20 protein-coding genes are annotated in these 24,502 nt (G+C 70.1%); 14 read left to right on the top strand and 6 right to left on the bottom strand.

The features are described from left to right. Positions 1-18: 18 nt before the first annotated feature. From UK23_RS36085 to UK23_RS36060, 6 genes are all read right to left on the bottom strand, one after another. Complete coding sequence (locus tag UK23_RS36085) at positions 19-363, bottom strand: VOC family protein (RefSeq protein WP_045316237.1); 345 nt, start codon at positions 361-363, stop codon at positions 19-21. A 64-nt stretch (positions 364-427) separates the two neighbouring features. Beyond that, complete coding sequence (locus tag UK23_RS36080) at positions 428-1,642, bottom strand: RNA polymerase sigma factor (protein WP_330770514.1); 1,215 nt, start codon at positions 1,640-1,642, stop codon at positions 428-430. 8 nt (positions 1,643-1,650) lie between these two features. Continuing rightward, complete coding sequence (locus UK23_RS36075; protein ID WP_045316235.1) at positions 1,651-2,040, bottom strand: YciI family protein; 390 nt, start codon at positions 2,038-2,040, stop codon at positions 1,651-1,653. A gap of 115 nt (positions 2,041-2,155) precedes the next feature. After that, on the bottom strand, positions 2,156-4,102 hold the full coding sequence (locus UK23_RS36070) for an ABC transporter ATP-binding protein (RefSeq protein WP_045316234.1): 1,947 nt from the start codon (positions 4,100-4,102) through the stop codon (positions 2,156-2,158). Positions 4,103-4,122: 20 nt separating this feature from the next. After that, a complete protein-coding gene (locus UK23_RS36065) occupies positions 4,123-4,713 on the bottom strand; it encodes a TetR/AcrR family transcriptional regulator (RefSeq protein ID WP_045316233.1) in 591 nt (196 codons plus the stop codon). A 165-nt stretch (positions 4,714-4,878) separates the two neighbouring features. Further along, a complete protein-coding gene (locus UK23_RS36060) occupies positions 4,879-7,863 on the bottom strand; it encodes an AfsR/SARP family transcriptional regulator (protein WP_052685372.1) in 2,985 nt (994 codons plus the stop codon). Between the two features lie 228 nt (positions 7,864-8,091). Here UK23_RS36060 and UK23_RS36055 point away from each other — a divergent pair, with 228 nt between their 5' ends. The 14 genes from UK23_RS36055 (at position 8,092) to UK23_RS35990 (ending at position 24,480) form a co-directional block, all read left to right on the top strand. After that, positions 8,092-8,970: a glycosyltransferase family 8 protein gene (locus UK23_RS36055; protein ID WP_045316232.1), complete on the top strand. Its 879-nt coding sequence runs from the start codon at positions 8,092-8,094 to the stop codon at positions 8,968-8,970. A 54-nt stretch (positions 8,971-9,024) separates the two neighbouring features. After that, a complete protein-coding gene (locus UK23_RS36050; RefSeq protein WP_045316231.1) occupies positions 9,025-10,695 on the top strand; it encodes a thiamine pyrophosphate-binding protein in 1,671 nt (556 codons plus the stop codon). A gap of 27 nt (positions 10,696-10,722) precedes the next feature. Continuing rightward, a complete protein-coding gene (locus tag UK23_RS49285; RefSeq protein ID WP_052685371.1) occupies positions 10,723-11,463 on the top strand; it encodes an SDR family NAD(P)-dependent oxidoreductase in 741 nt (246 codons plus the stop codon). 16 nt (positions 11,464-11,479) lie between these two features. Continuing rightward, positions 11,480-11,872, top strand: a complete 393-nt coding sequence (locus UK23_RS36040) for a cupin domain-containing protein (protein ID WP_045316230.1) — start codon at positions 11,480-11,482, stop codon at positions 11,870-11,872. Then, a complete protein-coding gene (locus tag UK23_RS36035) occupies positions 11,869-13,311 on the top strand; it encodes a 4-hydroxyphenylacetate 3-hydroxylase family protein (protein WP_052685370.1) in 1,443 nt (480 codons plus the stop codon). The genes UK23_RS36040 and UK23_RS36035 overlap by 4 nt, the downstream gene beginning before the upstream one ends. Further along, positions 13,308-14,207: a glycosyltransferase family 2 protein gene (locus tag UK23_RS36030; RefSeq protein ID WP_196778045.1), complete on the top strand. Its 900-nt coding sequence runs from the start codon at positions 13,308-13,310 to the stop codon at positions 14,205-14,207. The genes UK23_RS36035 and UK23_RS36030 overlap by 4 nt, the downstream gene beginning before the upstream one ends. Further along, complete coding sequence (locus UK23_RS49280) at positions 14,204-15,073, top strand: glycosyltransferase family 8 protein (RefSeq protein ID WP_052685369.1); 870 nt, start codon at positions 14,204-14,206, stop codon at positions 15,071-15,073. Before UK23_RS36030 ends, UK23_RS49280 begins: the two co-directional genes overlap by 4 nt. After that, positions 15,070-16,584 (top strand): GMC oxidoreductase, encoded by a 1,515-nt coding sequence (locus tag UK23_RS36020; protein WP_045316228.1) that lies wholly within the window; start codon positions 15,070-15,072, stop codon positions 16,582-16,584. The genes UK23_RS49280 and UK23_RS36020 overlap by 4 nt, the downstream gene beginning before the upstream one ends. A gap of 32 nt (positions 16,585-16,616) precedes the next feature. Continuing rightward, positions 16,617-17,495, top strand: a complete 879-nt coding sequence (locus UK23_RS36015) for a Gfo/Idh/MocA family protein (RefSeq protein WP_045316227.1) — start codon at positions 16,617-16,619, stop codon at positions 17,493-17,495. After that, the gene (locus UK23_RS36010) at positions 17,492-19,366 is read left to right on the top strand and encodes an ABC transporter ATP-binding protein (protein WP_045316226.1); all 1,875 of its coding nucleotides are present in this window, start codon (positions 17,492-17,494) and stop codon (positions 19,364-19,366) included. Before UK23_RS36015 ends, UK23_RS36010 begins: the two co-directional genes overlap by 4 nt. Then, the gene (locus UK23_RS36005) at positions 19,363-21,150 is read left to right on the top strand and encodes an ABC transporter ATP-binding protein (protein ID WP_231114834.1); all 1,788 of its coding nucleotides are present in this window, start codon (positions 19,363-19,365) and stop codon (positions 21,148-21,150) included. Before UK23_RS36010 ends, UK23_RS36005 begins: the two co-directional genes overlap by 4 nt. 197 nt (positions 21,151-21,347) lie before the next feature. After that, positions 21,348-22,211, top strand: a complete 864-nt coding sequence (locus UK23_RS36000; RefSeq protein WP_045316225.1) for an alkaline phosphatase family protein — start codon at positions 21,348-21,350, stop codon at positions 22,209-22,211. A 2-nt stretch (positions 22,212-22,213) separates the two neighbouring features. Then, on the top strand, positions 22,214-23,473 hold the full coding sequence (locus UK23_RS35995; RefSeq protein WP_419503914.1) for an MFS transporter: 1,260 nt from the start codon (positions 22,214-22,216) through the stop codon (positions 23,471-23,473). Further along, a complete protein-coding gene (locus UK23_RS35990) occupies positions 23,470-24,480 on the top strand; it encodes a TolB family protein (RefSeq protein WP_045316224.1) in 1,011 nt (336 codons plus the stop codon). The genes UK23_RS35995 and UK23_RS35990 overlap by 4 nt, the downstream gene beginning before the upstream one ends. Positions 24,481-24,502 lie beyond the last annotated feature (22 nt).

Genomic DNA, 24,502 nt, shown 5'->3' with positions numbered 1-24,502 from the left:
GTCGGAGAACGATACGGATCAGGGCGCGGTCACGAGTTCGTAGACGTTGCCGTCGGGGCCGCGGAAGTGTTGCCAGGTCGGACCCGGCTCGCCGAGCAGTTCGACGCCGGCCGCGCGCAGTTCGGCGACGGCCGCGGGCACGTCCCGGACCGCGAACCCGGCGACCGGTCCGGTGTCGAAGTGCTCCTTGCCCTGGTAGCCGTCCGCGAACACCTCGACGTCGCGCCCGTCGGGAAGCGCGAACACCCAGAAGCCGTCTTCATGGTGCGTCAGTGCGAGTCCGAGCACGTCGCGGTAGAAGCCGGCCAGTTCCTCCGCGTGCCGGGTCCGCGTGCCCAGCCAACCCAATCCGATGATCTCCACCGTTCGATGGAACAACCTCGAGAGCGCTGGAGGTCAAGGGATGGCAGTGCGTGACGGGTTCGCATCAGCCCGGTTCCAGGTCGCGGATTCGCGCGTTGAGGTAACGCTGCTCGGGCATGCTCGTCGTGAGCAGGGCTGCCTGGCGGTAGCCGTCGATCGCACCCGCGAGGTCGCCGGTCATCTCCAGCAGGTGGGCGCGCACGGCGTGGGTGCGGTGGTGCCGCCGCATCGCCGGGTCGTCGAGCAACGGCCGGATCAGTGCCAGCCCCTCCTCGGCACCGATCGCCATCCCGACCGCCACGGCCTGGTTGAGCGTGACGACCGGACTGGGCGCCACCCGCGCGAGCATGCCGTAGAGCAGGCAGATCTGCCGCCAGTCGGTGCCCGCCCAGGTGGTGGCCTCCGCGTGCACGGCGGCGACCGCGGCCTGGAGCTGGAACCTGCCGACGTGGCCGCGGGGCAGCACCCGTTCCAGGATGCCCACACCTTCCGCGATGTACTGCCGATCCCACCGTGAACGGTCCTGCTCGGCCAGCGGCACCAGCTGCCCGCGGTCGGCGCGCGCGGGCGTGCGGGCGTGTGTGAGCAGCATGAGGGCCAATGCACCCGAGACCTCGTCGTGGTCGGGGATCGCCGCGTGCAGCTGCCGGGTGAGCCGGATGGCTTCGTCGGCCAGCGTCGAGTCCACCAGTGCGTCGCCGTTGGAGCGGGTGTGCCCCTCGGTGAACAGGAGGTGACAGACGTCGAGCACCGCGGCGATGCGCGCGGGCAGCTCGGCTTCGGTGGGCAGCTCGAACACCGCGCCCGCCGCCCGCAAGGTGGCCCGCGCCCTGGTCAGGCGCTGCGTCATCGTGCGCTCGGGCACCAGGTACGCGGCGGCGATCTGCGCCGTGCCCAGACCGGCGACGGCGTGCAGGGTCAGGGCGACCTGCGAGGAGTGGCTCAGGCTGGGGTGACAGCACAGGAGCAGCAACCGCAGGGTGTCATCGGCGTCGTCGTGGCGCGGATCGTCCGCGGGCGGCGCGAGCTGGAGGGCCTGCGCCACCGCTTTTTCACGCCCTGCCCGCGCCCCGTTGGCACGCACCCCGTCGATCAGCCGCCGGGACGCCACCCGGATGAGCCAGCCACGCGGGTTGTCGGGCACGCCGTCGCGATCCCACTGCCGTGCCGCGGCCTCGGCGGCCTCCTGCGCGGCGTCCTCGCAGTCGCCGAGATCGCCGTACCTGCGCAGCAGCGCGGCGAGGACGTGCGGCGACTCGCGCCGCCACACGTCCGCCACCACGTTCACTAGGCGGGCCCGCCGGCCCACATGGTGGGCCGCAGCTCGACCGTCTCACCCGGACCGGCGAAGCGCGCGGCGATCTCCTCGGCACGGGCGTGGTCGTCCACGTCGATCAGGAAGAACCCGGCCAGGTGCTCCTTGGCCTCCGAGTAGGGCCCGTCGGTGACCAGCGGTTTCCCGTCGCCCCACCGGTAGAGCCGCGAGGACTCGGGCGCCCCCAGCGCCTCGCCGGTGAGCAGCTCCCCGTTCTCGTGCAGCTCGCCGAGCATCTTCTCGAACTCGGAGTTGAGCCGCTCCCGCTGCTCGGGCGGCATGTCCTGGTAGTCGGGCAGGTAGTTGGAGGTCGGATGCCCCCACGGCTGGGGGTTGGAGTGGATCATGATCACGTACTTCACCCTCGGCTCCTTCGAACGCCGTCGTGGATCGGGCCCCGCTGACCCATCCTCACCCGAGACGTCGGAACCGAGCGCGCCACGTCGACATCCCGGCTGGTTCCAGATCGAGAGAAACTCAGCTGGGCACCTCGTCCAGGTATGCCTGCGCCTGCAACGTGAACAGCTCGGCATACCCGGCCTTCGCCGCCATCAGCTCCTCGTGCGTCCCGTACTCGGCGACCTTCCCGTGCTCCAGCAACAGGATCCGCTCCGCCTGCCGCACCGTCGAGAACCGGTGCGAGATGTAGAGCGTCGTGCGCCCCTCCGACAGTTCGCGCAGCCGCGAGAACAGGTCATGCTCGGCCTGTGCGTCCAGCGCGGATGTCGGCTCGTCGAGCACCAGCAGCGGCGCCTCCCGCTGGAACGCCCTGGCCAGCGCGATCTTCTGCCACTCGCCGCCGGACAGGCTCACGCCCTGGTCGAACCAGCGGCCGAGCGGGCTGTCGTAGCCCTGGGGCAGCCGCTCGATGCGCTCGTCCGCGCCGGCGCGGCGGGCCGAGTCCTCGATGTGCGGCCTGTCCTCGAGTCGCGTCAGGTCGCCGAGGCCGATGTTCTCCGCGGCCGTGCCCTGGTACGTCACGTAGTCCTGGAACATGGCGCTGATCCGGGTGCGCAGGTCGACGGGGTCGTACTCGCGGATGTCCACGCCGTCGAGCAGGATGCGGCCCCCGGTCGGGTCGTAGAGCCGGCAGAGCAGCTTGAACAACGTCGACTTGCCCGCACCGTTGCGGCCCACCACGGCCACCGTCTCGCCGGGGCGGATCTCGAAGCTGACGTGGTCGAGCGCGGGCTCCTCGGCGCCGGGGTAGCTGAAGGTCACCGAGTCGAACTCGATGTGACCCTCCACTGTGGACGGCATCGGCCGCGGTGCCGCCGGCGCCGCGATCTCCGGCTTCGTACCCAGGAACTTGTACAGCGTGTCGAGGTACAGATTGTTCTCGTACATCCCCGAAAACGCCGTGAACAGACCGGACACCGACGCCTGCACGGACGTCGCCGCGGCCGTGTACAGCGCCAGGTCTCCCAGGGTGAGCCGGCCGCCGACCGCTTCCAGCGCGATGTACAACATGATCGCCGAACCCGCGAGCGTGCTCAGCAGCCCCCAGGACGTGGAGCTGATGTTGCGGTTGACCGTCAGCTTCCGCTGCCGCTCGTAGGAGACGGTGCCGAGCCGGAGGAACCGGTCGACGAAGTACGGGCCGAGCCCGAACAGCTTCGTCTCCTTGGCGTAGGTGTCCGTCGTGACCAACGAGGACAGGTAGTCCATCCGCCGCTTGATCGGCGACATCATGAAGGTCAGCCAGAAGGCGCGCGAGCCGTACTTCGACTGCGAGATGAACGCCGGGATCGGCGCCAGCAGCGCGACCAGGGCCAGCAGCGGGCTGATCGAGACGAGCAACGCGACCATGCTGCCGAACGTGATCAGCGTCCGCACCAGCCCCAGCGCGGAGTTCATCATCGACAGCGGCCGGGTCGGTGCCTCCTGCGCGGCCTGACGCAGCATGTCGTACGACGTCGAGCCCTCGAAGTACGCGAGGTGCAGTTCGCTGGCGTGGCTCATCACCCGGTGGCGGATGGTCAGCGTCATGCGTTCCTGCAGCAGCGACTGCGCGATCGACGTCAGCGCGCTGCTGACCGCGGACGCGGCGAGCACGCCGAACTGGAGCAACGCGACTCTCACGATGTCACCGGTGGTGCCGGTGTGCTGGATCGCCGCGACGACGGAGTCGAGCAGCAGCTTCGCGATGTACGCGGTCACGGTCGGCAGGAGGCCGGAGAACAGCGTGATCAGCGCCAGCAGCACGGTCAGGACAGGACTGGCCTGCCACGTCAGCTTCGCGACCTTCGGCAGGCCGCGGACGGTGCCCGCAACGGACGTCCTCGCGCGCTTCAGCCGCGAGCGCAGATCCTTCGGTTCGTCGTCGGGCTTCGGTTCGGGAATGTCGACCGGACCGGTGAGCCCGCTCTCCGGCACCGTCGTGGCGCGCCGCCGCCGCCCGCGCCGGTTCAGCATGAACTCCATGCCGCCCCCACCGCCCGGCATCATTCAGCCTCCACGGCGCCGTGCAGGAAGAAGTCGACCACCTGGCGCGTGGTGGGCGGGTCGACGTCGGAGGCCAACCGCCGGCCGCCGAACAACAAGGTCAGGAAGAGGGCGGCGAGCTGCTCCGGCGGCAGCCGCAGCCGGTCCTTCTCGGGCGTGAACAGCTCGACCATCGCCCCGCGGATGGCGGCCATCGACTCGCGGCGCCCGCCCTTCCAGCTGCTCTTCTGATCCTTGAGGCGCTGTTCGGGGTCTCGGTTCCGGACGCGGCCGGACGCGTGCAGCGCGCCCATCAGCGCGCCCATCCGCTCGAGGTGCGCGCCGAGCGCTTCTGCGGCTTCGACGAGCCGGTCCGCCAAGGGCTGGTCGACGGGGATCTCGGCGATCGCGTCGAGCACGTGATCGGGCCGCAACGCCTCGGCCGTGCAGGCGTCGAACAGCTCGTCCTTGTCCTTGAACGCGCGGAAGATGGTGCCCTCGCCGATGCCGGCGGCGCGGGCGATCTGGCTGCTCGTCACGTTCGCGCCGTGCTCGATCAGGAGCGGCAGCACGGCGTGCACGATCATGGCGCGCCGGTCCTCCGCGCTCATGCTCGGCGCTCTTCGCCGGGTTTCGGATGCTGGTGTCATGCGTCCATAGTGCGGAGTGAGTGCTCACTCCGTCAAGCGAGATTGGATCGGCCTGCCAGAACGCGCATGCGGACTTCCGTGGTGGGGCGGCCGTCCCGGGCAGCTGCGGGTCGAGGTGGTCGGGGCTCAGGATTTCGTCAGCCGGCCGGCCGTGGCACCGAGGCCGGCCAAATTGCGCCGATACTGCTCGCGCTGGGGGAGGGCACCGGCGTCGGCGCGGCTCAGCGCGGCTTGCCAGTGGTGTTTCGCGCGGGCCAGGTCCCTCTCGTCGTGAGCGATGCGGGCGAGGCCGTCGTGAGCCATGGCTTCGGTGTAGTTGTCACCGTCGTTGGCGGTGAGTCTCAGCGACTCGTGGAAGCACTCCGCGGCACGGGCCGGGGCGTCGAGGTCGAGGTGTGTTCTGCCGAGGATCACCATCGCGTGGCTCTGGATGTCGCGGTTGCCGATGCGACGGGCGAGGATGAGCGCCTCGCGGGCTCCGTCGAGGGCGGCGGTGAAGTCGCGTCGCCGACGGTGGCTTTCCGCGATGGTGTAAAGGTTGCGGCCCTCGATCTCGGTCCCGCCGATCTCGCGGCTGATCGTTTGCGAGCGTTCGAGGTTCGTCAGCGCGGTGTCGATGTCGCCGCGGTGGAGCTGGGCGTGGCCCAGGTTGTAGAGGGCGACCGCGTGGATGTGCGGGTTGTCCAGGTCGGCGGCTTGTGCCAGCACCGTGGTCGCGGCGGCGATGGCGTCGGCGTGGTCGCCGAGAGCGATGTGCGTGGCCGCGAGGTTGATCAGCGACGCGGCCTTGTCGTACTGCGTGCCGGTCTCGCCGAGCAGCGTGAGCGCCTGGCGGAAGCTGGTGCGCGCGTCGGGGAAGCGGCCCAGGCGGTAGTGCGCGATCCCGAGGTTGATGTGCGCGCGACCGGCGCCGCGGACGTTGCCCAGTTCCTGTTCGAGCGCGAGTCCCGTGTGCAGCGCCGGCAGCGCGGCGTCACAGCGGCGAGCGGTGATCAGGGACTTCCCGAGGCTCCGGTACAGCGACGCTTTGACCTCGCTGGACACCCCGACCGCGAGGCCGGACTCGTAGGCGGCCAGCGCCTCGTCGAGATAGCCCTGGCGCTGCAGGACCGGCCCGTACAACGACGCCAGCTCGGCCGCCTGTTCCGGCAGCCCGTGCTCGGCGGCCACGTCGATCAGCTCGGCGATGGCGCGGTGCTCGGTGTCGATCACCGAGCGCACCTCGTGTGCCGTGCGCAGGTCCGGCAGCGCGTGCGGGCCCCGGCTCCTCTCCCCGTTCCCCACCGGGTGCGCGATCTGTTCGGCGGTGTGGCCGAGGTCGAGGTAGTACTCCACGACGCGGCCGATCGCGTCGGCGGACTCGTCCGCGGTGCAGAGCGAGCGGGCGAACTGGCGCAGCAGGTCGTGGAACAGGTAGCGGCCGGGAGCACGGTTGACGAGCAGGTTGATGTCGACCAGCTCTTCGAGTGTCCGGCGGGCGTCTGGCAGCGCCACGGCCATCACGGTGGCAGCGGCGTGCGCACCGAAGTCGCCTCCGGGCAGCAGGCCGAGGAGCCGGAACGACCGCCGCGTCGAGGCGGAGAGGTTGTCGTAGGACACGGCGAACGCCGAACGGACGCTGCGGTCCTCCGCTGCCAGCTCGGCCAGCCTGCGGCTTTCGTCGCGCAGGAGGTCCGCGAGGTGCGAGACCGTCCACCGCGGCCTGCTGCGCAACCGCGACGCGGCGATCCTGATGGCGAGCGGCAGGTGGCCGCACAACGCCACCACGTCGGCGACCGGCCCGTCGGCAGGCTGTACGGCCGCGACCCGGCAGAACAGCCGGGCGGCGTCGGCCGGCGGCATCACGTCGATCGAGAACGACGACGCACCCTCCAGCATGGTGAGCCGGCGCCTGCTCGTCACGAGCACCCGCACGCGGGGTGAGGCCGGGAGCAGGGGCCGCACCTGTGCGGTGTCGGCCGCGTTGTCCAGGACGACGAGCATCCGCCGGTCCGCCATCGTCGAGCGCCACAGGTCCACGCGGCGGTCCAGGTCCTCCGGGATCTGTTCGGGCAGCACGCCGACACCGCGCAGCAGCACGTCGAGCGCCGCGTCCGGTGCCAGCGGCCGCCGCCCCGGCGTGTGGCCGTGCAGGTCGACGAACAGCTGGCCCTGCGGGAACCGGCTGCGGGTGAGGTGGCCGAGCCGCACGGCCAGGGTGGTCTTCCCGATACCGGGCATCCCGTCGATCGCCGAGATGATCACGGCGGTGTCGGAGGCCTTCTCCACCAGCGCCACGAGGTCGCGGACTTCGTCGTCGCGGCCGGTGAAGTCCGCGAGGTCGCGCGGCAGGGATCGAGGTTCCACCGCCGAGGCTTCGGTGACAGGCGCGATGTCGCCCCGCAGCACGCGTTCGTGCAGTTCGCGCAACTCCGGGCCGGGGTCGACACCGAGCTCGTCGGCCAGCCGGCCGCGGAGCCGCTCGTACGCCCGCAGCGCGTCCGCCTGCCTGCCCTCACGGCACAGCGCCGTCATCAGTTGCGCGACGAACGACTCGCTGGTCGGGTGCTCGGCGGTGAGCACGGTCAGTTCGGCGGCCAGGCCGGCCGTGTCGCCGGTTGCCAGGCGCAGGTGGATCAGGAGTTCACGGGCAGCGAGCCGTTGTTCGGCCAGAGATGCCGCCGCCGCCTCGAAAACCCGGCCGTCCAGCCCGGTGAACGCGGCGCCGCGCCACAGGGACAGGCCCGCGCGCACGGCTTTGACGGCGTCGTCGTTCGCCCCGGCACGAGCCAGTTCGCGGGCACACTTCACCGCTCGGGAGAACCGCAGGACGTCGGCCTGGTCGTCGTCGACGCGCAGGCGGTAGTTGCCGGACTCGGTCACCACGGCGGCGCCGGCGTCGCCGAGGTCGCGCCGGAGCCTGGCGACGGCGTTGCGCACCTGGCTGCGAGCCGTCGCTGGCGGTTCGTCGTCCCAGAGCGCGTCGATCACCTGGTCGGGTGTCAGCGCCGTGTTCGCGCGGAGCAGGAGCAACGCCAGCAGCCGCTTCTGACGAGGTCCGCCGAGCGTGCGGGGCACGCCGCCGACCGTCACCTCAAGAGGCCCGAGAACATCGATGCCGACCTCGTTCACACCCGAATTATCCACACATCCGCGGGGCGAGGTGGCGGGAACGCGGGCAATCCCAGCGCCTGATATTTCCCGGTACGACACGGAAATTTCCCGGTACCGCGCCGCACGCTGGCGCTTCTCACCGCGCTATCCGCCGCTCTCCGCGCACGGATATCGGACGGATACAGGCCCTGGGCAGCCTGAGCACATCGCTTTGAGTTGCCGGATTTCCAGACCGAAGGGTGTTTCGTGGCCGAAGAACCGATTCGGATCGTCCTGGCCGCCGACGACGACTACGCGTTCCCGCTGGCGGCATCGGTCAGGTCGATCGTCGACAACGCGAACCGGGAAAGGCCGCTGGAGGTCGTCGTCCTGTCGTGCGGGATCTCCGCCGAGTCCAAGCGCAGGCTGTCGGCGTCGTGGGACGCCGGAGCGTCCGGCCTCGTCCGCTTCCTGGACGTCGACGTGAGCAGCCTGTCGGCCTGGCCGACCTCGTCCCCGTTCCTGAGCCATCCGACTTCGGCGACCTATGCCCGCCTGTTGCTGCCGCAGTTGCTGCCGGACTGGGACAAGGTCATCTACCTGGACGTGGACACGATCACCCTGTCGCCCTTCGACGACCTGTGGGACCTGGACCTGCACGGGTTGCCGCTCGGCGCGGTGATCGATCCGTTCAACCCGTCGATCGGCAGTCCCAGAGGCGTGCAGTGCTGGGAGGAGGCCGGTCTCGATCCCGGCGCCCCGTACTTCAACGCCGGCATGCTGGTCATCAACCTGGCTGTGTGGCGGCGAGATCAGATCGCCGCGAAGGCGCTCGCGTACGTCGAGGAACACGCCGCGTGCATCGGCCTGCTCGACCAGGAAGCCCTGAACGCCGTCGTCAACGGCGAGTTCCTGGCGGTCGACGAGTCCTGGAACATGACCGACATCCGGTTCGGGGCCCCGCATCCCGCGGCGAGCGAGATTCCGGCGATCAGCGAAGCCGCCCTGCGCGGTCCTCGCGTCCGTCACTTCACGGGCAAGCGGAAACCCTGGAAAACCGGCTACCTGATCCCCGATGCCGCGGATCTCTTCTTCTCCTACGCCGACCGGACCGCGTGGGCCGGGCGCCGGGCCGGGGCTGAGTAACGAATGGTGTTTCGTCCACAGGTGAATGCGAAGTCATCGGGAGGCGGTCAAAAAGTGACCACCGCAGTGAGTTTCCTTTTTGACGTCCTGGAAGATCTCGGCGTCGGCCACGTGTTCGGTGTGCCCGGCCAGGCGATCATGTCGATCTACAACGAGCTGCACGACCGGGGCCACCCGGAGCACGTGCTCTGCGCCCACGAAACGGGTGCGGCCTTCGCCGCCACCGGCTGGGCGCAGGTCCGCGGCACGGTCGGCGTGTGCTGCGCGACGACCGGTCCCGGTGCCCTGAACCTGATGACCGGAGTCGCGACCGCGTACTCGGAGGGCATCCCCCTGCTGGTGCTGACCGGCCAGTCGCGGCTGGCCGCGTTCGGGACGAGGGCGTACCAGGAGTCCACGAGCTTCGGGCGCGGCGTGGACACCGTCGCCGCCTTCGCCCCGATCACCAAGAGCAGCAGCCTCGCGGTGAGCGGCAACCACCTGGTGAGGCTGCTGGCGAGCGGGTTGTCGGAGGCTCGGGACGGACGCGCCGGTCCCGTGCACATCAGCGTGCCGATGGAGCTGTGGGACGAACCGGTGACGCTGCCGCACGTCGACCGCATGCACACGCGCGTTGTCGAGGATCGGCACCGGCCGTGCCCGTCCGCCGGTGAACTCGAGGCGCTGGAGAAGGAACTCGCCGGCGCGAGCGCGCCGGTCATCCTGGCCGGTCGAGGTGTGGCCAGCTCCCGGGCCGGGAACGAGATCGTGCGGTTCGCCCGAGCGCGCAACATCCCGATCGTCACCACCGTGCGCGGCAAGGGTGCCGTGCCCGCCAACACGCCGCAGGTGCTCGGTCACGTGGGCGCGGGCGAGGATCCCGCGTTGCCCGCGTGGTGGGCGCGGACGCGGCCCGACCTCGTCCTCGCCGTGGGAACGTCGCTGAGCGGCATGTCCCTCGGCGGCCTGGGACGGCTCCCCGCACCTGGCCGGGTCGTCTCGGTCAACGTCGACGCCGGCGAAACGGGCGTTCTGTGGCCTGCCGACAAGCTCCTGGTGGGCGATGCCGCTGCCGTGTTCGACGCGCTGACGAACACCGCTCCGGAGACGACAACCCCGTTGCCCCGCACGGAACCGTTCACGGCGACGTCCGCACCGGAACCGGACTCGGTCATCTCCGACGGCTCGTACGACGAGCACATGCATCCAGGGGAGGCGCTCGCCGCGGTGCGGGACGCCCTTCCGGACGACGCACGCGTGCTCCCGGACAGCGGCAGCCACTGGATCTGGGCGATGCAGATCTTCCGCGCCACCTACAGCAACGCGATCCTGCCCGGCCGGTCTCTCGGCGGGATGGGACAGGGCATCGCCGCGGCGATCGGCGCGAAGCTCGCGGACCCGGACCGGCCCGTGGTCTCGGTGACCGGTGACGGCAGCTTCCTGATGCACGGCGGCGAAGTGGCCACCGCGGTGAACCACGACATCCCGGTGCTCTGGGTCGTCGTGAACGACGCCGCCCTCGGCCGCATCCGCACCGCCCAGGTCCAGGACTTCGACGGGCGGATCATCTCGACCGAGTTCCACGACATGGACTTCGCGGCGGTGGCCGCGGGGCTCGGACTGTGGTCCCGGCGGGTCGAGAAGGTGGACGAGGTCCCGGCCGCGGTCCGCGACGCCCTGGCGTCCGGCCGGCCCGCGCTCCTGGACCTGCGCGTCCGTCGCGCCGATCCTCCTCTGGGCGGCTGACGCGTGGGCAGTCATGGAGCCGTCCTGGTGACCGGCGCCAGCCGCGGCATCGGCCAGGCCACGGTCGGGAAGATCCGGGACTCCTGCGAACAGCTGATCCTCGTGGGGCACACGAAAGCTCCGGCGGCGCCCGTCTCGTGGACCGGATCCGGTGCGGAGACCTACCAGGTGGATCTGCGGGATCCCGGCGAACGGCTGCGGTTCCGCGAGAAGCTGGCCGCCAGGGAAGGACTTCCCATCACCGGTTTCGTCCACTGCGCCGGCAGCGGAATGCCCGCAGCGGTGGAGGACGTCGACGCACGAGTGCTGCGTGATCTCTTCGAGCTGCACGTCGTGGCGTTCGTCGAACTCGCCCAGGACCTCCTGCCGGCGATGCGGCACAACGGGTTCGGCCGGATCGTGGCGGTCGGATCGCTGGCACCACTGCGGCCCCGGTCGTTCATGGTTCCCTACGCGGCCACCAAGGCGGCCCTGCGCACCGCGGTCCAGTGCCTCGCGGCCGAGGTCATCGGCGACTCGGTCCTGGTCAACTGCGTCAGCCCCGGCGGCGTGGACACCGACCTGGGCCGTGCCGGCCGGGAGCACCTGGCGGAGCTGTTCGAGCGGCAGGGGCGGCCGGCACCACCGTCGAGGCAGGGAGACCTGCCCCGCGGCCGTGCGGTCGGGGCCGCGGATGTCGCGCGTGCCATCGCGTTCCTCCTCGACCCGGAAAACGAAGTGCTCGCCGGCCAGGACCTGGTCGTCGCGGGCACCCATGTGATGCGCTGACCAAAGGAGAGACAGAGTGACTGTCGAAGACGTGTCGACCGAGCAGATCTGGACGACCGAAGCGGGGCAACTGCCCATCCAGGAACGGCCTTTCGGCACCATCGGCCACTTTCCGGCCAGCCAGGCGCGGTTGCGCGCGTCCTATGTGGAGGTACAGCCTGGCAACCCCGCGCCGGTGACGCGGCACGCGCTGTCCGGGGAGTTGGTCTACGTCGTGTCCGGGTCGGCGGCCGCCTACGTCGGCGGTGAGGTCAAGGCCGTCCAGGCGGGGACGACCCTCTACCTCCCGCCGGGCACGGCGCACGGTTTCAAGGCTTCCGGAGAGGCCGCCGTTCTCCTCGTCGTCCACGTCCCGTCCGTCCCTCCGGCCGAGGACCACGAGGCCGTTCTCCCGGATTTCGACGCGTGAGCCTCACCACGGGTGCGGACTATCTGGAACGCCTGAAGGACGGGCGGAAGGTCTGGCTGGGAGGTGCGACGGTCGCCGACGTCACCTCGCACGAGGGCCTGAAACCGGCCGCTCGGGAGATCGCGGCGCTCTACGACCTGCAGCACGAGTCGCCGACACGGGAACTGCTCACCGCGGAGCACCGCGGCGAGCACTGCAGCCGCGCGTACCTGGCTCCCGGCTCGGCCGCGGAACTGGTGGCCCGGCGCGAGGGTTTCGAGGTCTGGGCCCGCGCGTCGCTGGGGATGCTGGGCCGCAGTCCCGACTACATGGCGACCTGCCTGACGGCCTTCGCGGCGAACCAGACGTTCTTCTCGGCCGGGGAGAACAAGGGCTTCGCCGAGAACCTCGCCCGGTACCACGAGGACGCACGGCGACGGGACCTGTGCCTGTCCCACACGTTCGCCGGCCCGCGCACGGACAAGAGCAAGACGGTCTCGGGGCAGGGTGGCAGCGTCGCCACCGCGCTGCGGATCGTCGGCGAGACGGACTCGGGCCCGATCGTCCGGGGCATGCGGAGCCTGGCAACGCTCGCGCCGCTCGCCGACGAACTGCTCGTCTTCGGAGCCGGCCGTCCTCTGGCGGCGGGGGAGGAGGACTACTCCATCTCCTTCGCGGTTCCGCTGGACACCCCGGGGTTGCAGCTGCTCTGCCGGGAACCGTTCACCCGCAACGGCCGTGTCGACCATCCGCTGGCTTCCCGCTTCGACGAGATGGACTGCGTGGCGATCTTCGAGGACCTGGTCGTCCCGTGGGAGCGCGTCTTCGTCTACCGCGACCTCGAACTGGACCGGAACTTCAAGGTGGCCACCCATTTCAACGAACACGTGGGGCAGCAGGTGCTCGCCCGGCGTGCGGTGAAGATCCAGCTCGCCCTGGCGACCGCGTCCGCCGTGGTCGAGAGCACCGGGCTGGCGAAAGCCGACGAGCCGCGCCGCAGGCTCGGTGAGATCGTCACCGGCCTCGACGTCACCGAAGCCTGCCTGAGGGCGGCCGAGGCCGACGCGTTCACCACGGACTGGGGAATGTGCGTGCCCGCCACCAAGCCGGTGCTGGCAGGGCTTCGCGTCAGCAAGGACGTGTACGCCTCCGCCGTCGAGACCCTGCGAGACCTGTCGGCCTCGGGGTTGTTCATGACCCCGACCTCGGCTGATCTGGAGGGCCCGCTGGCCGACGTGATCAGTCAGTACTACCGCGGCGCGACGATGGACGGAAAAGAGCGGACGCGTGTCTACCGGCTGGCGTGGGACCTCGTCGGCGAGGCCTTCGGGTCCCGTCAGCTCCTGTTCGAGAAGTACTTCCTGGGTGATCCGGCGCGCTCGTACGCAGCGGCGTGGGATCAATGCGACAAGAACCAGCTCGGCAACATCCTGGCAGATGCCCTGGGGGGACGGGAATGACCGTTCGGCTCGCTTCTGTTGTGGGCGGAGACGTTTCTCTGCTGCCGCACACCTTGGCGCACTACTCCGCCCTGGGGGTCGAAACCTTCCACATCGTCCGCCACGCGGCGGATCGGCAGGACCCGGCTCTCGGCCGGTCAGCCTCGGTCATGGCGGATTTCGGGCTCGAGTTCGACAGCGTCCACATCGGACCCTGGGACGAGGACCTGAACGCGAAGCTGATCCGGGGGCTGATGCTGCGGCATCCCGACGACTGGTGGGTCGTCGCGGATCTTGACGAGTTCCACGTCTACGACCGCGCTTTGGCAGATGTCGTGGAGCTGTGCGAGAAGAACGGATACGACTACGTGACCGGCGCATTTCTGGACCGGGTCAGCGAAGACGGCCGGCTCACGGCGGTGGAACCGGTCGAACGCCGCTCGTTGTGGGACCAGTACCCGATGGCGGGGCTGCTCACCCATTCACTCCTAAAAGGACGGACGACCAAGGTGACGATCGCCCGCGGTTGTGTGGAACTGGACTACGGCCAGCACCGGGCGTGGACCGGGCAGGCCGCACCGATCGAGGATCTGTGCGCCCAGGTGCACCACTTCAAGTGGACGGCATCGGTGCGGGACCGCCTGGAGGAACGGGCGGAGGCGTACTCCTCGGGGAAGTGGAAACTGCTCCACAACTCCGTCGTCGGCGAGTCCGAGGCCTTCCTCCAGTACCTCGGGGATCACGACGGCCGGATCGACGTCCGCGACAGTCGCTTCGCCTTCTTCGCCTGTGCTGCGGACTACTCGAAATACCCCGACTGGCCCGACGCGGCCGAACGCATCTGGTCGGCCTACCGGAGCGGGGACGCCGCAGCGCGCGACCGCCGGGCAGCCAGGAAGAGGGGTGAGGTGGTATGACCGCGGCACCAGGACTGGCCCCGATCGTCTGCGCGATCGACGACGGCTACGTCGAGCCGTTGCGCACTCTGATGCGGTCCATCGCGGCGGCACACGGTCCGGCCGTCGGCGAACTGCGGCTCGTCGTCCTGGACCAGGGACTCGTGCCGGAGAGCGCGGCCTCGATTCGGCGCGACGCCGAGAGCCTGGGCCTGCCGGTCGAGATCCGTCCCGTGCCCGACGCGGATCCGGGCCTGCCCATCGGCGCCTGGTACAGCAAAGCCATCTACGGGCGGATGTCCATTCCGGACGTGATCGAGGACGAACCACGGGTCCTGTACCTGGACGTCGACGTGCTGGTGCTCGCGGACCTGCGACCGCTGCTCGTCCGCGACCTGGGCGGCCACCCGATCGGAGCCGCCCGCGACCCGATCTGCCCGCTGATCGGGCACGGCCCCGGCATGCCGGGGTGGCGGGCACTCGGCCTGCCACGCGGCAGGCCCTACTTCAACAGCGGCGTCATGCTCCTGGACCTCGCCCGGATCCGCGGCTCCCGCCTGTTCGAGCGGGCGCGCGAGTTCCTGGCCGAGCACCCCGACAAGGTGCACTTCTTCGACCAGGACGCGCTCAACTACGCCGCCGACGGCGACTGGCACCGGATCGAGTCCCGCTGGAACACCTTCGCGATGTCGCCGCGCGGCCCCGAGTACGTCCACCCGTGCGAGGACGTCAACCCCCTCGCCGGACTCATCGAGGACGAGAAGAGCGCCGCCGTCATCCACTTCGCCGGACGCAGGAAACCCTGGCAGGAAGCCTATCCCGCGTCCGATCTGCGCGACCTGTACCGCCGTTTCCAGCCCTCCGCCCAGGATGCGATCCGCACGTGAGCGAGCACTACGACGTCATCATCATCGGTACCGGCGCCGGCGGAGGCACCCTCGCCAACGTTCTCGGGCGCGCCGGAAAACGCACACTGCTGCTGGAACGCGGCAACTTCCTGCCGCGGGAGAAGGAGAACTGGGACCCGGACCAGGTTCGCGCCAACGGCCGCTACGTCTCGCGGGACACGTGGTACGACGGCGAAGGGCGCCCGTTCCAGCCCAAGGTCTACTACTTCGTCGGCGGCGCCACCAAGATGTACGGCGCGGCGCTGTACCGGCTGCGTCCCGGTGACTTCGGCGAACTCCGCCACGTGGACGGGTTGTCGCCGGCGTGGCCACTCGGCTACGACGACTTCGAACCCTGGTACACCAGGGCGGAGTGGCTGTACCAGGTGCACGGGACGCACGGCGAGGACCCCACCGAGGGCCACTGGTCGAAGGACTACCCCTGGCCCGCCGTCTCCCACGAGCGCAGCATCCAGCAGCTCAGCGACGATCTGGAGCGAGCGGGCTACCACCCGTTCTCCGCTCCGTGCGGCATCCTGCTCGACGAGGCGAACCGGCAGAGGAGCGCGTGCATCCGGTGCGGCACCTGCGACGGTTTCCCCTGTCTGCTGCACGCCAAGTCGGACGCGGAGGTCATCGGCGTCCGGCCCGTCCTGGACCTGGACAACGTCACCCTCGTCGTCGACGCGGAGGTGCAGCGACTGACCACCGGCCCTTCCGGCAGAGCCGTGACCGGAGTCGTCGTCTCGCACGCGGGGGAGACCGTGACCTACCGCGGGGACGTCGTGGTGCTCGCGGCGGGCGCGGTCAACACCGCCCGGATCCTGCTGCGCTCGGCGTCCGGTGCCCACCCCGCCGGCCTGGCCAACGCCTCCGGCCAGGTCGGCCGGAACTACATGACCCACAACAGCAGTCCCGTGGTGGTGATCGCCAAGGAGCCCAACCACACGGCGTTCCAGAAGACGTTGGGGCTGAACGACTTCTACTTCGCCGGCGACGGCAGGCCGTGGCCGCTGGGCAACATCCAGATGGTCGGCAAGTCCAGCATGGCGGCCAGGAGGGCGGAGCTCCCGGCGGAGGTCGCCGGCCACGCCGTCGACTTCTGGCTGACCACAGAAGACCTGCCGAGGCCTGACAACCGGGTCACGGTCGACCGGGACGGCAACGTGCACCTGGCCTACCAGGTGACCAACCAGCCCGCGGCGGACGGACTCCGCCGTGAGCTGACGACGGCCATGAGCCGCATCGGCATCGCCGCCGACCGCGTGCTCGACCAGAACTCCCTGCCGCACAACCCGTTGGCCGGCGTGGCACACCAGGCGGGCACCTGCCGGTTCGGTGCCGACCCCGCGACCTCGGTGCTCGACCTGAACTGCAAGGCGCACGAACTGGACAACCTGTACGTCGCCGACGCGAGCTTCCTGCCGAGCGTCGGCGCGGTGAATCCGGCGCTGACCGTCATGGCCAACGCGATCAGGGTCGGCGAGCACCTGCTCGAGCGGCTGAGTTAGTGGCGCGACCCACGCCACTAGGAAGGATCTCCATGCGCTTCGGCCTCATCGGCACCGGTTTCTGGGCGAGCTTCACGCACGCGCCCGCTCTCGCCTCCACCCCTGGCTGCACCCTGGCCGCTGTCTGGGGACGAAATCCCGACGCCGCTGCCGGACTCGCGGCGGAGCACGGCGCGGCCGCGTTCACCGACTTCGACGCGTTCCTCGCCGCGGTCGACGCCGTCGCGTTCGCCGTCTCGCCGAGGGTTCAGCCGTCGTTGGCGATCCGCGCCGCGCAAGCGGGCAAGCATCTGTTGCTGGAGAAGCCGATCGCGCTGACTCCGGCGGACGCCGACGCCGTCGTCACGGCCGTCGAGGACGCGGGCGTCGCCTCGGTGGTCTTCCACACCTGGCGTTTCAACAGCGACATCCGGGCCTGGCTCAGCGAGGACGCCGGCTGGGCAGGCGGCGCCGCGCTCTGGCTGGCCACGGCGCTGCTGCCCGGTTCGCGGTTCAACACCCCGTGGCGACAGGAGAAGGGCGCGCTGTGGGACGTCGGCCCGCACCTGGTCGACATGCTGAGCGCGTGCCTCGGCCCGGTGACGTCGGTCGTCGCCGTGCCGGGTGGTGGCGAGATGAGCCACCTGGTGCTCCGGCACGCGACGGGCGCGTCCTCGACGGCCACGATGACGCTGAGCGCGCCCAAACCGGCAGCCGGGCCGGACCTGGTCCTCTGGGGACCGTCCGGCCGTTCGGCCATGCCAGTCGGTTCGGTCGACCCCGCGCAGTCGCTGCGGGTCGCGGCCGCCGAGCTCGTCGCTCTGGCGGCTTGCGGTCACCGCACCCATCCGTGCGATGCCCGCTCGGCTCGGGACGTCGTCGAGATCCTGGCCGAGGCCGAGAAGCAGCTCTCCGGTGGCGACACGCGGTGAAGCACTGGTGGCGCACGTACAACGAGGAGCGAATCGAGCCACGGCTTCAGCTGCTGCGCGAGCTGCGTGGTGTCACCGGTCCGCTGGCGATCTGGCTCGCGCTGCTGAACGTGCTGGTCGGTGTGCTCCCCGGCGGTTTCATGATCGCGTCGAGCATCGTGGTCGGCAGCGCGCCCGCCGCGGTCGTGGGCGGGCTCGGGTCGCCGGCGTGGGGTTCGCTGGTGGTGGCGTTCGCGGTGTCGGCCGGCCTGCTGTTCGTCCAGCAGCTGCTGGCTCCGCTGTCGGTGTCGCTCGGGCGAGTGCTGAAGCACCAGGTCGACGGTCGGTTCCACGACCAGATCCTGGCGGCGTCACTGCGGAGCACCGGGATCGCCGGGCTCGAGGACCACCAGGCCGCGGGCGACCTGTGGCTGGCCGCGGAGCAGTTGGAGCGCGGCCGCACCCCCGGTGACGCGGCGGCGGGCACGGTGGCGCTGGTGGTCAAGTACACGCAGCTGGCCACGTACACGGTCCTGCTCGGAGTCGCCGTCTCGTGGTGGGCCGCGGCCGTGGTCTGCCTGGTCACGATGACTTTCCGGGTCGGTCATCGGGCCGTGGTCCGGATCTACACCCGGCTGCGCCCGATCATGGGCCCGCTGCGCCGTGAGTCGATGTACTTCCGGGATCTGGGCACGGGACCGGGCGCGGCCAAGGAGACGCGGGTGTTCGGGCTGACCGGCTGGCTCGCGGAGCGGTACCGCTCCAGCGCGCTGGCGGCGCTGCGCCCGGTGTGGCGGGAGCGCAGGAGGGCCAACGGGGTCGCGTTCGCGTGGCGGACGGTGTTCGGCGTGGTCATGGCCGTGCTGGTGCTGGCCTGGATGCTGTCGTCCGCCGCCGCCGGTCAGCTCTCCCTGACCCACCTGGTGCTGGGAGTCCAGGCCACGCTCGGGGCGATCTCCCTGGGCGAGTTCTATCACGAGTCGGACAACGGCACGCAGTTCGGCATGCAGTCGGTGAGCGCCTTGCGCCGGTTCCAGGAGGCCTCCGCGGCGCTCGACGCTCCGCAAGCCGCCGCGTCAACGGAATCGGCCGCGCCGCTCCTCGGTGGCGTCCGGTTCAAGAACGTGTCGTTCGCCTATCCGGGCAGCGACCGCCTGGTGCTCGACGGACTCGACCTGACCATCCAGGCCGGCCAGTGCACGGCTCTGGTCGGCCTGAACGGCTCGGGGAAGACGACCCTGGTCAAGCTGCTGTCCCGGCTGTACGAGCCGACGAGCGGCGCGATCCTGGCCGATGGCCGGGCGATCTCGTCGCTGGAGGCCGACGCGTGGCGGCGTCAGATCGCCGTCATCTTCCAGGACTTCAACCGCTACGAACTGTCGGTCGCGGACAACATCGCGTTCGGTGCCGTCGAACAACCTGCCGATCCCGGACGAGTCGCCGCGGCTGCTCACAAGGCCGGCATCGACGGGGCGATCGCGAAGCTGCCGCACGGTCTCGGGACGCTGCTGTCGCGCCGGTACGCGGAAGGGGCCGAGCTGTCCGGCGGCCAGTGGCAGCGGATCGCGCTCGCCCGCGCCCTGTACGCGATGGACCACGGGGCGCGGCTGCTCGTCCTGGACGAGCCGACCTCGGCGCTGGACGTGCGGGCCGAGGCGGCGTTCTACGAGGAGTTCATCGCCAACGCCAGGGGACGGACGACACTGCTGATCTCGCACAGGTTCTCGAGCATCCGGCACGCGGACCGCATCGTGGTCCTCGAGCACGGCCGGGTCGTCGAGGACGGCACCCACCAGAGCCTGCTGGACCAGGGCGGGCGGTACGCGGGTCTGTACGACCTGCAGGCGCGGCGTTTCCAAGCAGGGGAAGACATCGAAGGGACAGAGCGTTGATCGCGGCACTGCGCGCCACCGGCGAGATCATGGCGGCCGCCTGGCGGGACAGTCCTGGCCGGATCGCCGTGTCGGTGGTGCTGATGATCCTCGGCGGCGCCGCGGGGCCGCTCCTCGCCCTCGCGCTCAAGAACGGCATCGACCGGGCGGTGGCCGGCGACGTGCCGGGCGCGGCCCTGACCGGTGTGCTGGTCGGGATGACGGCTGTCTGCGCACTCATGCTGCAGCACTTCGCCTTCATCCCGTACGGCGAGGCCGCCGACCTCGTCACGGTCACGATGGACCGCGAGCTGATCGAGCTCGCGGGCGGCTCCGCGGGTCTGGAGCATCACGAGCGGGCCGACTACGCCGACGAGATCGCCCTGCTGCGCAAGGAGATCGGGCAGTACGCGGACGCCCTGGTCGGCCTGATGACGCTGCTGTCGCTGGGGGTGTCGATGGCGTTCACGGCCTGGCTGCTCGCGTCGGTCAGCCCGTGGCTGATGCTGCTCCCGGTCGCCGCCCTGCTGCCCGTGTACGCGACCCACCGCGCCCAGGACGTCCAGAACGGAGCCAGGGAACGCTCCGCCACCGTCTCCCGGCAGGCCCGCAACCTCTTCGAGCTCGGGACGAAAGCGGCACCTGCCAAGGAGATCCGCGTGTTCCGGTTGCAGGACGAGTTCCGGCGTCGCCACCGCGTGTTGTGGGCGGACGAGGGCCGGGTGCTGGCCCGTGCCGAACTGCGCTCGGCACTCATCGAGGCGGCCGGGCAGCTGGCCTTCTCCGCCGCGTACGTCGCGGCGGTCCTGCTCTCGCTGCGCCAGGCGATCGCCGGGCACGGCAGCGTCGGCTCCGTCGTCCTCGTCATCGTCCTCGCCACCCAGGTCAACAGGCAGGTCAACTCCGCCCTGGAGATGTTCCGGCGGCTGCAGCGGATGACCCGCGGCATGGCCCGGCTGCGCTGGCTGCGCGACCTGACGGCCGCCCAGCAGCCACCGCCCGCCGACACCGAGGTACCCGAGTCCATCCGCACCGGCATCCGGTTCACCGACGTGGCGTTCGCCTATCCCGGCACCGGGCGGACGTCCCTGCACGAGGTCGGCCTCACCCTGCCGGCCGGGTCGACCGTGGCGATCGTCGGCGAGAACGGCGCGGGGAAGACCACGCTGGTCAAGCTGTTGTGCCGGTTCTACGACGCCACCGCGGGCGCCATCGACCTCGACGGAACCGACATCAGCCGGTTCCCGCTCGACGCGTGGCGCGCCAGGATCGCGACCGGGTTCCAGGACTTCGTGCGGTTCGAAGTCGCCGCGCGGCACACCGTGGGCGTGGGCGATCTTCCCTTCCTGAACGACGACGACGCCGTCCTCGCGGCGCTGGACCGCGCCGATGCCGCCGGCGTGATCGACCAGCTCGACCAGGGGCTGGCGACCCAGCTGGGGAAGACCTACGCCGACGGCAGGGAACTGTCCGGCGGCCAGTGGCAGAAACTCGCTCTGGGCCGCGCCATGATGCGCGAGGCCCCGCTGCTCCTGATCCTCGACGAGCCGACCTCCGCACTCGACGCGGAAGCCGAGCACCAGCTGTTCGAGCGCTACGCCGAGCACGGCCGCCGCATCGGACAGGCTCACGGCACCATCACCGTTCTGGTGTCGCACCGCTTCTCCACCGTCAAAATGGCCGACCTGATCGTGGTCGTGGCCGACGGGCGCGTCGTGGAGGCCGGAAACCACGCCGCACTTCTCGAATCCGGTGGTGCGTACGCGAGTCTGTACGGGCTGCAGGCGGCGGCCTATCAGTCCTGATCCAGGCGAGTGCGCGGCCTTTGCTGTCACATCGGGCAATTCTTTTGGCCGGATACCGGCGCTGATTGTCGGATTTGGGAAAGTTTTGCCCGATTTTACAGGGCCAGTCGGGTGATTCGGATGGGCTATAGCTGCACGCTGTGGTTTAGATGCGAGCGATACTTTCACCCGCCGCCGCTCGAGTTCCTGGAGGTTCCATGTTCGTCAAGCGGATCGCGGTCGCGACAGTGGCCGCGGCCGGCATCGCCGCGGCCGTCGTCGCCACAAATGCGGATGCGGGCATCTCGGTCACACCCGTGGCGGCGTCGGTGCCCGCCTTCGACCACATCGTGCTGGTGATGTTCGAGAACAAGAAGTACTCGTCGATCAACGGAAGCTCCAGCGCGTCCTACTTCAACCAGCTCGCGGCGAAGAGCGCGAAGTTCACCAAGTCGTTCGCCGTCACGCATCCGAGCCAGCCCAACTACGTCGCCCTGTTCTCGGGCTCGACGCAGGGTGTCGACGACGACGCCTGCCCGATGAACCTCGGCGCGAAGGCGAACCTCGCGACCCAGTTGGCCGGCATCGGGAAGACGTTCACCGGCTACTCGGAGGCGATGCCGTCCGACGGCTACACCGGGTGTTCGAGCGGCACCTACAAGCGCAAGCACAACTCCTGGGTGGACTTCAGCAACGTCCCCTCGTCCAGCAACCGCAGGTTCTCCTCGTTCCCCAGCGACTTCACGAAGCTCCCGGACGTCGCCTTCGTGACCCCGGACATGTGCAACGACATGCACGACTGCTCGATCGGCACGGGCGACGCGTGGCTCAAGAAGCACCTCGACGCCTACGCGACGTGGGCGAAGACGCACAACAGCCTGCTCATCGTCACCTTCGACGAGGACAGCAACACCTCGGTGAACCAGATCTTCACCACGTTCACCGGTGCACACGTCAAAACGGGCAGCTACAGCGAATCGATCAACCACTACACCGTGCTCCGGACGATCGAGGCGGCCCACGGCCTGCCGGGTATCGGCAACGCGGCGCAGAAGTCACCGATCCTGGATGTGTGGCAGTAGTCGTGTACCTCTCGACGATCGGCCGCCGGGAGCATCCCGGCGGCCTGTCCCGGCGGACACTCGGCGCGCTGGGCGGAAACGTCCTGGCGCTGGGGACGGTCAGTCTGGTCACCGACATCTCGTCCGAGATGGTCACCGCCGTGCTGCCGATCTACCTGGTGCTCGGGCTGCATCTGAGCCCGCTGTCGTACGGCCTGTTCGACGGGCTGTACACCGGGGCGACGGCCGTGCTGCGGCTGGCCGGCGGGTACCTCGCCGACCGCGCCGGGCGGAAGAAGGCCGTCGCCGCAATCGGGTACGCGCTGTCGGCGGTGGCCAAGCTGGGGCTGGTGGCCGCCGGGTCCTCGGCGGCCGCGATCGGGGCCGTGCTGACGGTCGACCGCACCGGCAAGGGGCTGCGCACCGCGCCACGGGACGCGCTGATCACCTTGTCCGCGCCGGAATCGATGCTCGGGCGCGCGTTCGGCGTGCACCGGGCGATGGACAGCGCCGGCGCGTTCGCTGGGCCACTGGTCGCGGTTGCGGTGCTGGCCGCGGCCGGATCGTCCACCGGCGCCGACGGTTTCGACGCGGTGTTCGTGACGAGCTTCTGCATCGCGGCCCGCGGAGTGCTGCTGCTCTGCCTGTTCGTGCGGGACCGGCGTTCGGCACCGGCCACTGCGAAGACCGTGTCGCCTCGCGCGGTCGTCTCGCTGCTGCGTGACGCCAGGGTGCGGCGATTGCTGCTGGCCGCGTGCGTGCTGGGAATGGTCACCATCGGCGACGGGTTCGTGTATTTGTTGTTGCAGCGCAAGGAGGACATCGCGAACGGATGGTTCCCGCTGCTGGCGGTCGGGACCAATCTCGTCTACCTGCTGCTGGCCGCGCCACTGGGCGCGCTGGCCGACCGGGTCGGCCGCCTGCCGGTGATGCTCTGCGGCTACGGCGGGCTGGCCGTGGTGTACCTGCTGCTCCTCAGCCCGGTGTCGGGGTGGCCGCTGTTCGCGCTCACCCTCGGTTGCTACGGCGCCTTCTACGCCGCGACCGACGGTGTGCTGATGGCGCTGGCCGGCCCGATCCTGCCGGAGGCGCTGCGCACCACCGGCATCTCGATCGTGCAGACCGGGCAGGCGTTGTCGTACTTCGTCTCGTCCGTCCTCTTCGGACTCTTCTGGCAGGTCGGTGGCGCGGACACCGCCGTCGGCGTGGCCGCCGGCCTGGTGCTCATGGCCGTCGTGGGCACCGCCTTGCTGTTGGTCCCGCGCAAGGCGGTGCGCGCTTGACCAGCCGGACCCGCATTCTGCTCGCACTGGCCGGCGTGCTCGCCCTGGCCGCGGCCGCCATCGTCTACACAGGACTCGTCAGGGCGCGCAACCGGGACGCCGCCGTAGCCCGAACCACGGACACGGTGACTCTGACCGGCCCGCGCTTGCTGTTCCGCAGCACCGCGGACGACGAACGCGGCCACCTCGCGACCGTGGCGGCCGACGACCCCGGCGGTGCGCGTGCGGTGTCGACCATGACCTGCAACCGGGTGTACGCCGCCGGCGGCACCGGACTGTGCCTGCGGCCGGAGAACGGGCTGACCACCTACCAGCTCGCCGTGTTCGACGCCGGGCTGGCCGTGAAGCAGGAGATTCCGCTGGTGGGACTGCCGAACCGGGCCAGGGTCTCGCCCAGCGGGCAGCGGGTCGCCTGGACCGTCTTCGTCACCGGGGACTCCTACAACGGAGGCAAGTTCTCCACGCGCGCCGGCATGCTGGACACCACGACCGACGCTCTCGAAGGAACGCTGGAGGACTTCGGCGTGACGGTCGACGGGAAGCCCTACCAGGCCGCCGACCTCAACTTCTGGGGCGTCACGTTCGCCCAGGACGAGAACCGGTTCTTCGCGACGATGTCGACGGGCGACCACCGATACCTGGTGGAAGGCGATGTCTCGGCCCGCACCGTGCACACGGTGCGCGACAACGTCGAGTGTCCCTCCCTGTCTCCTGACGGAAGGCGGATCGCCTTCAAGTCCGCTGTGGACGGTGATCCGGCGAAGGGCTGGCGGCTCTCCGTGCTCGATCTGGCGAGTGGCGCCGTGACGCCGCTCGCCGAGGGCCGCAGTGTCGACGACCAGCCCGCCTGGCTCGACGACCGGACCATCGCATACGGAATCCCGCGCGGCGGCGGGCACTCCGACGTCTGGGCGGTGCCGGCGGACGGGTCGGGGTCGGCGCGGTTGCTGATTCCCGAGGCGGAGTCTCCCGCCGCGCTCGAACCACCGACGCCTGGACACGAGTAACTAGTGTCCTGAGTCATTAATT

The sequence above is a fragment of the Lentzea aerocolonigenes genome (assembly GCF_000955955.1).
GTDB classification, from domain to species: Bacteria; Actinomycetota; Actinomycetes; order Mycobacteriales; family Pseudonocardiaceae; genus Lentzea; species Lentzea aerocolonigenes_A.
This window is presented reverse-complemented; position numbering and strand designations above follow the sequence as displayed.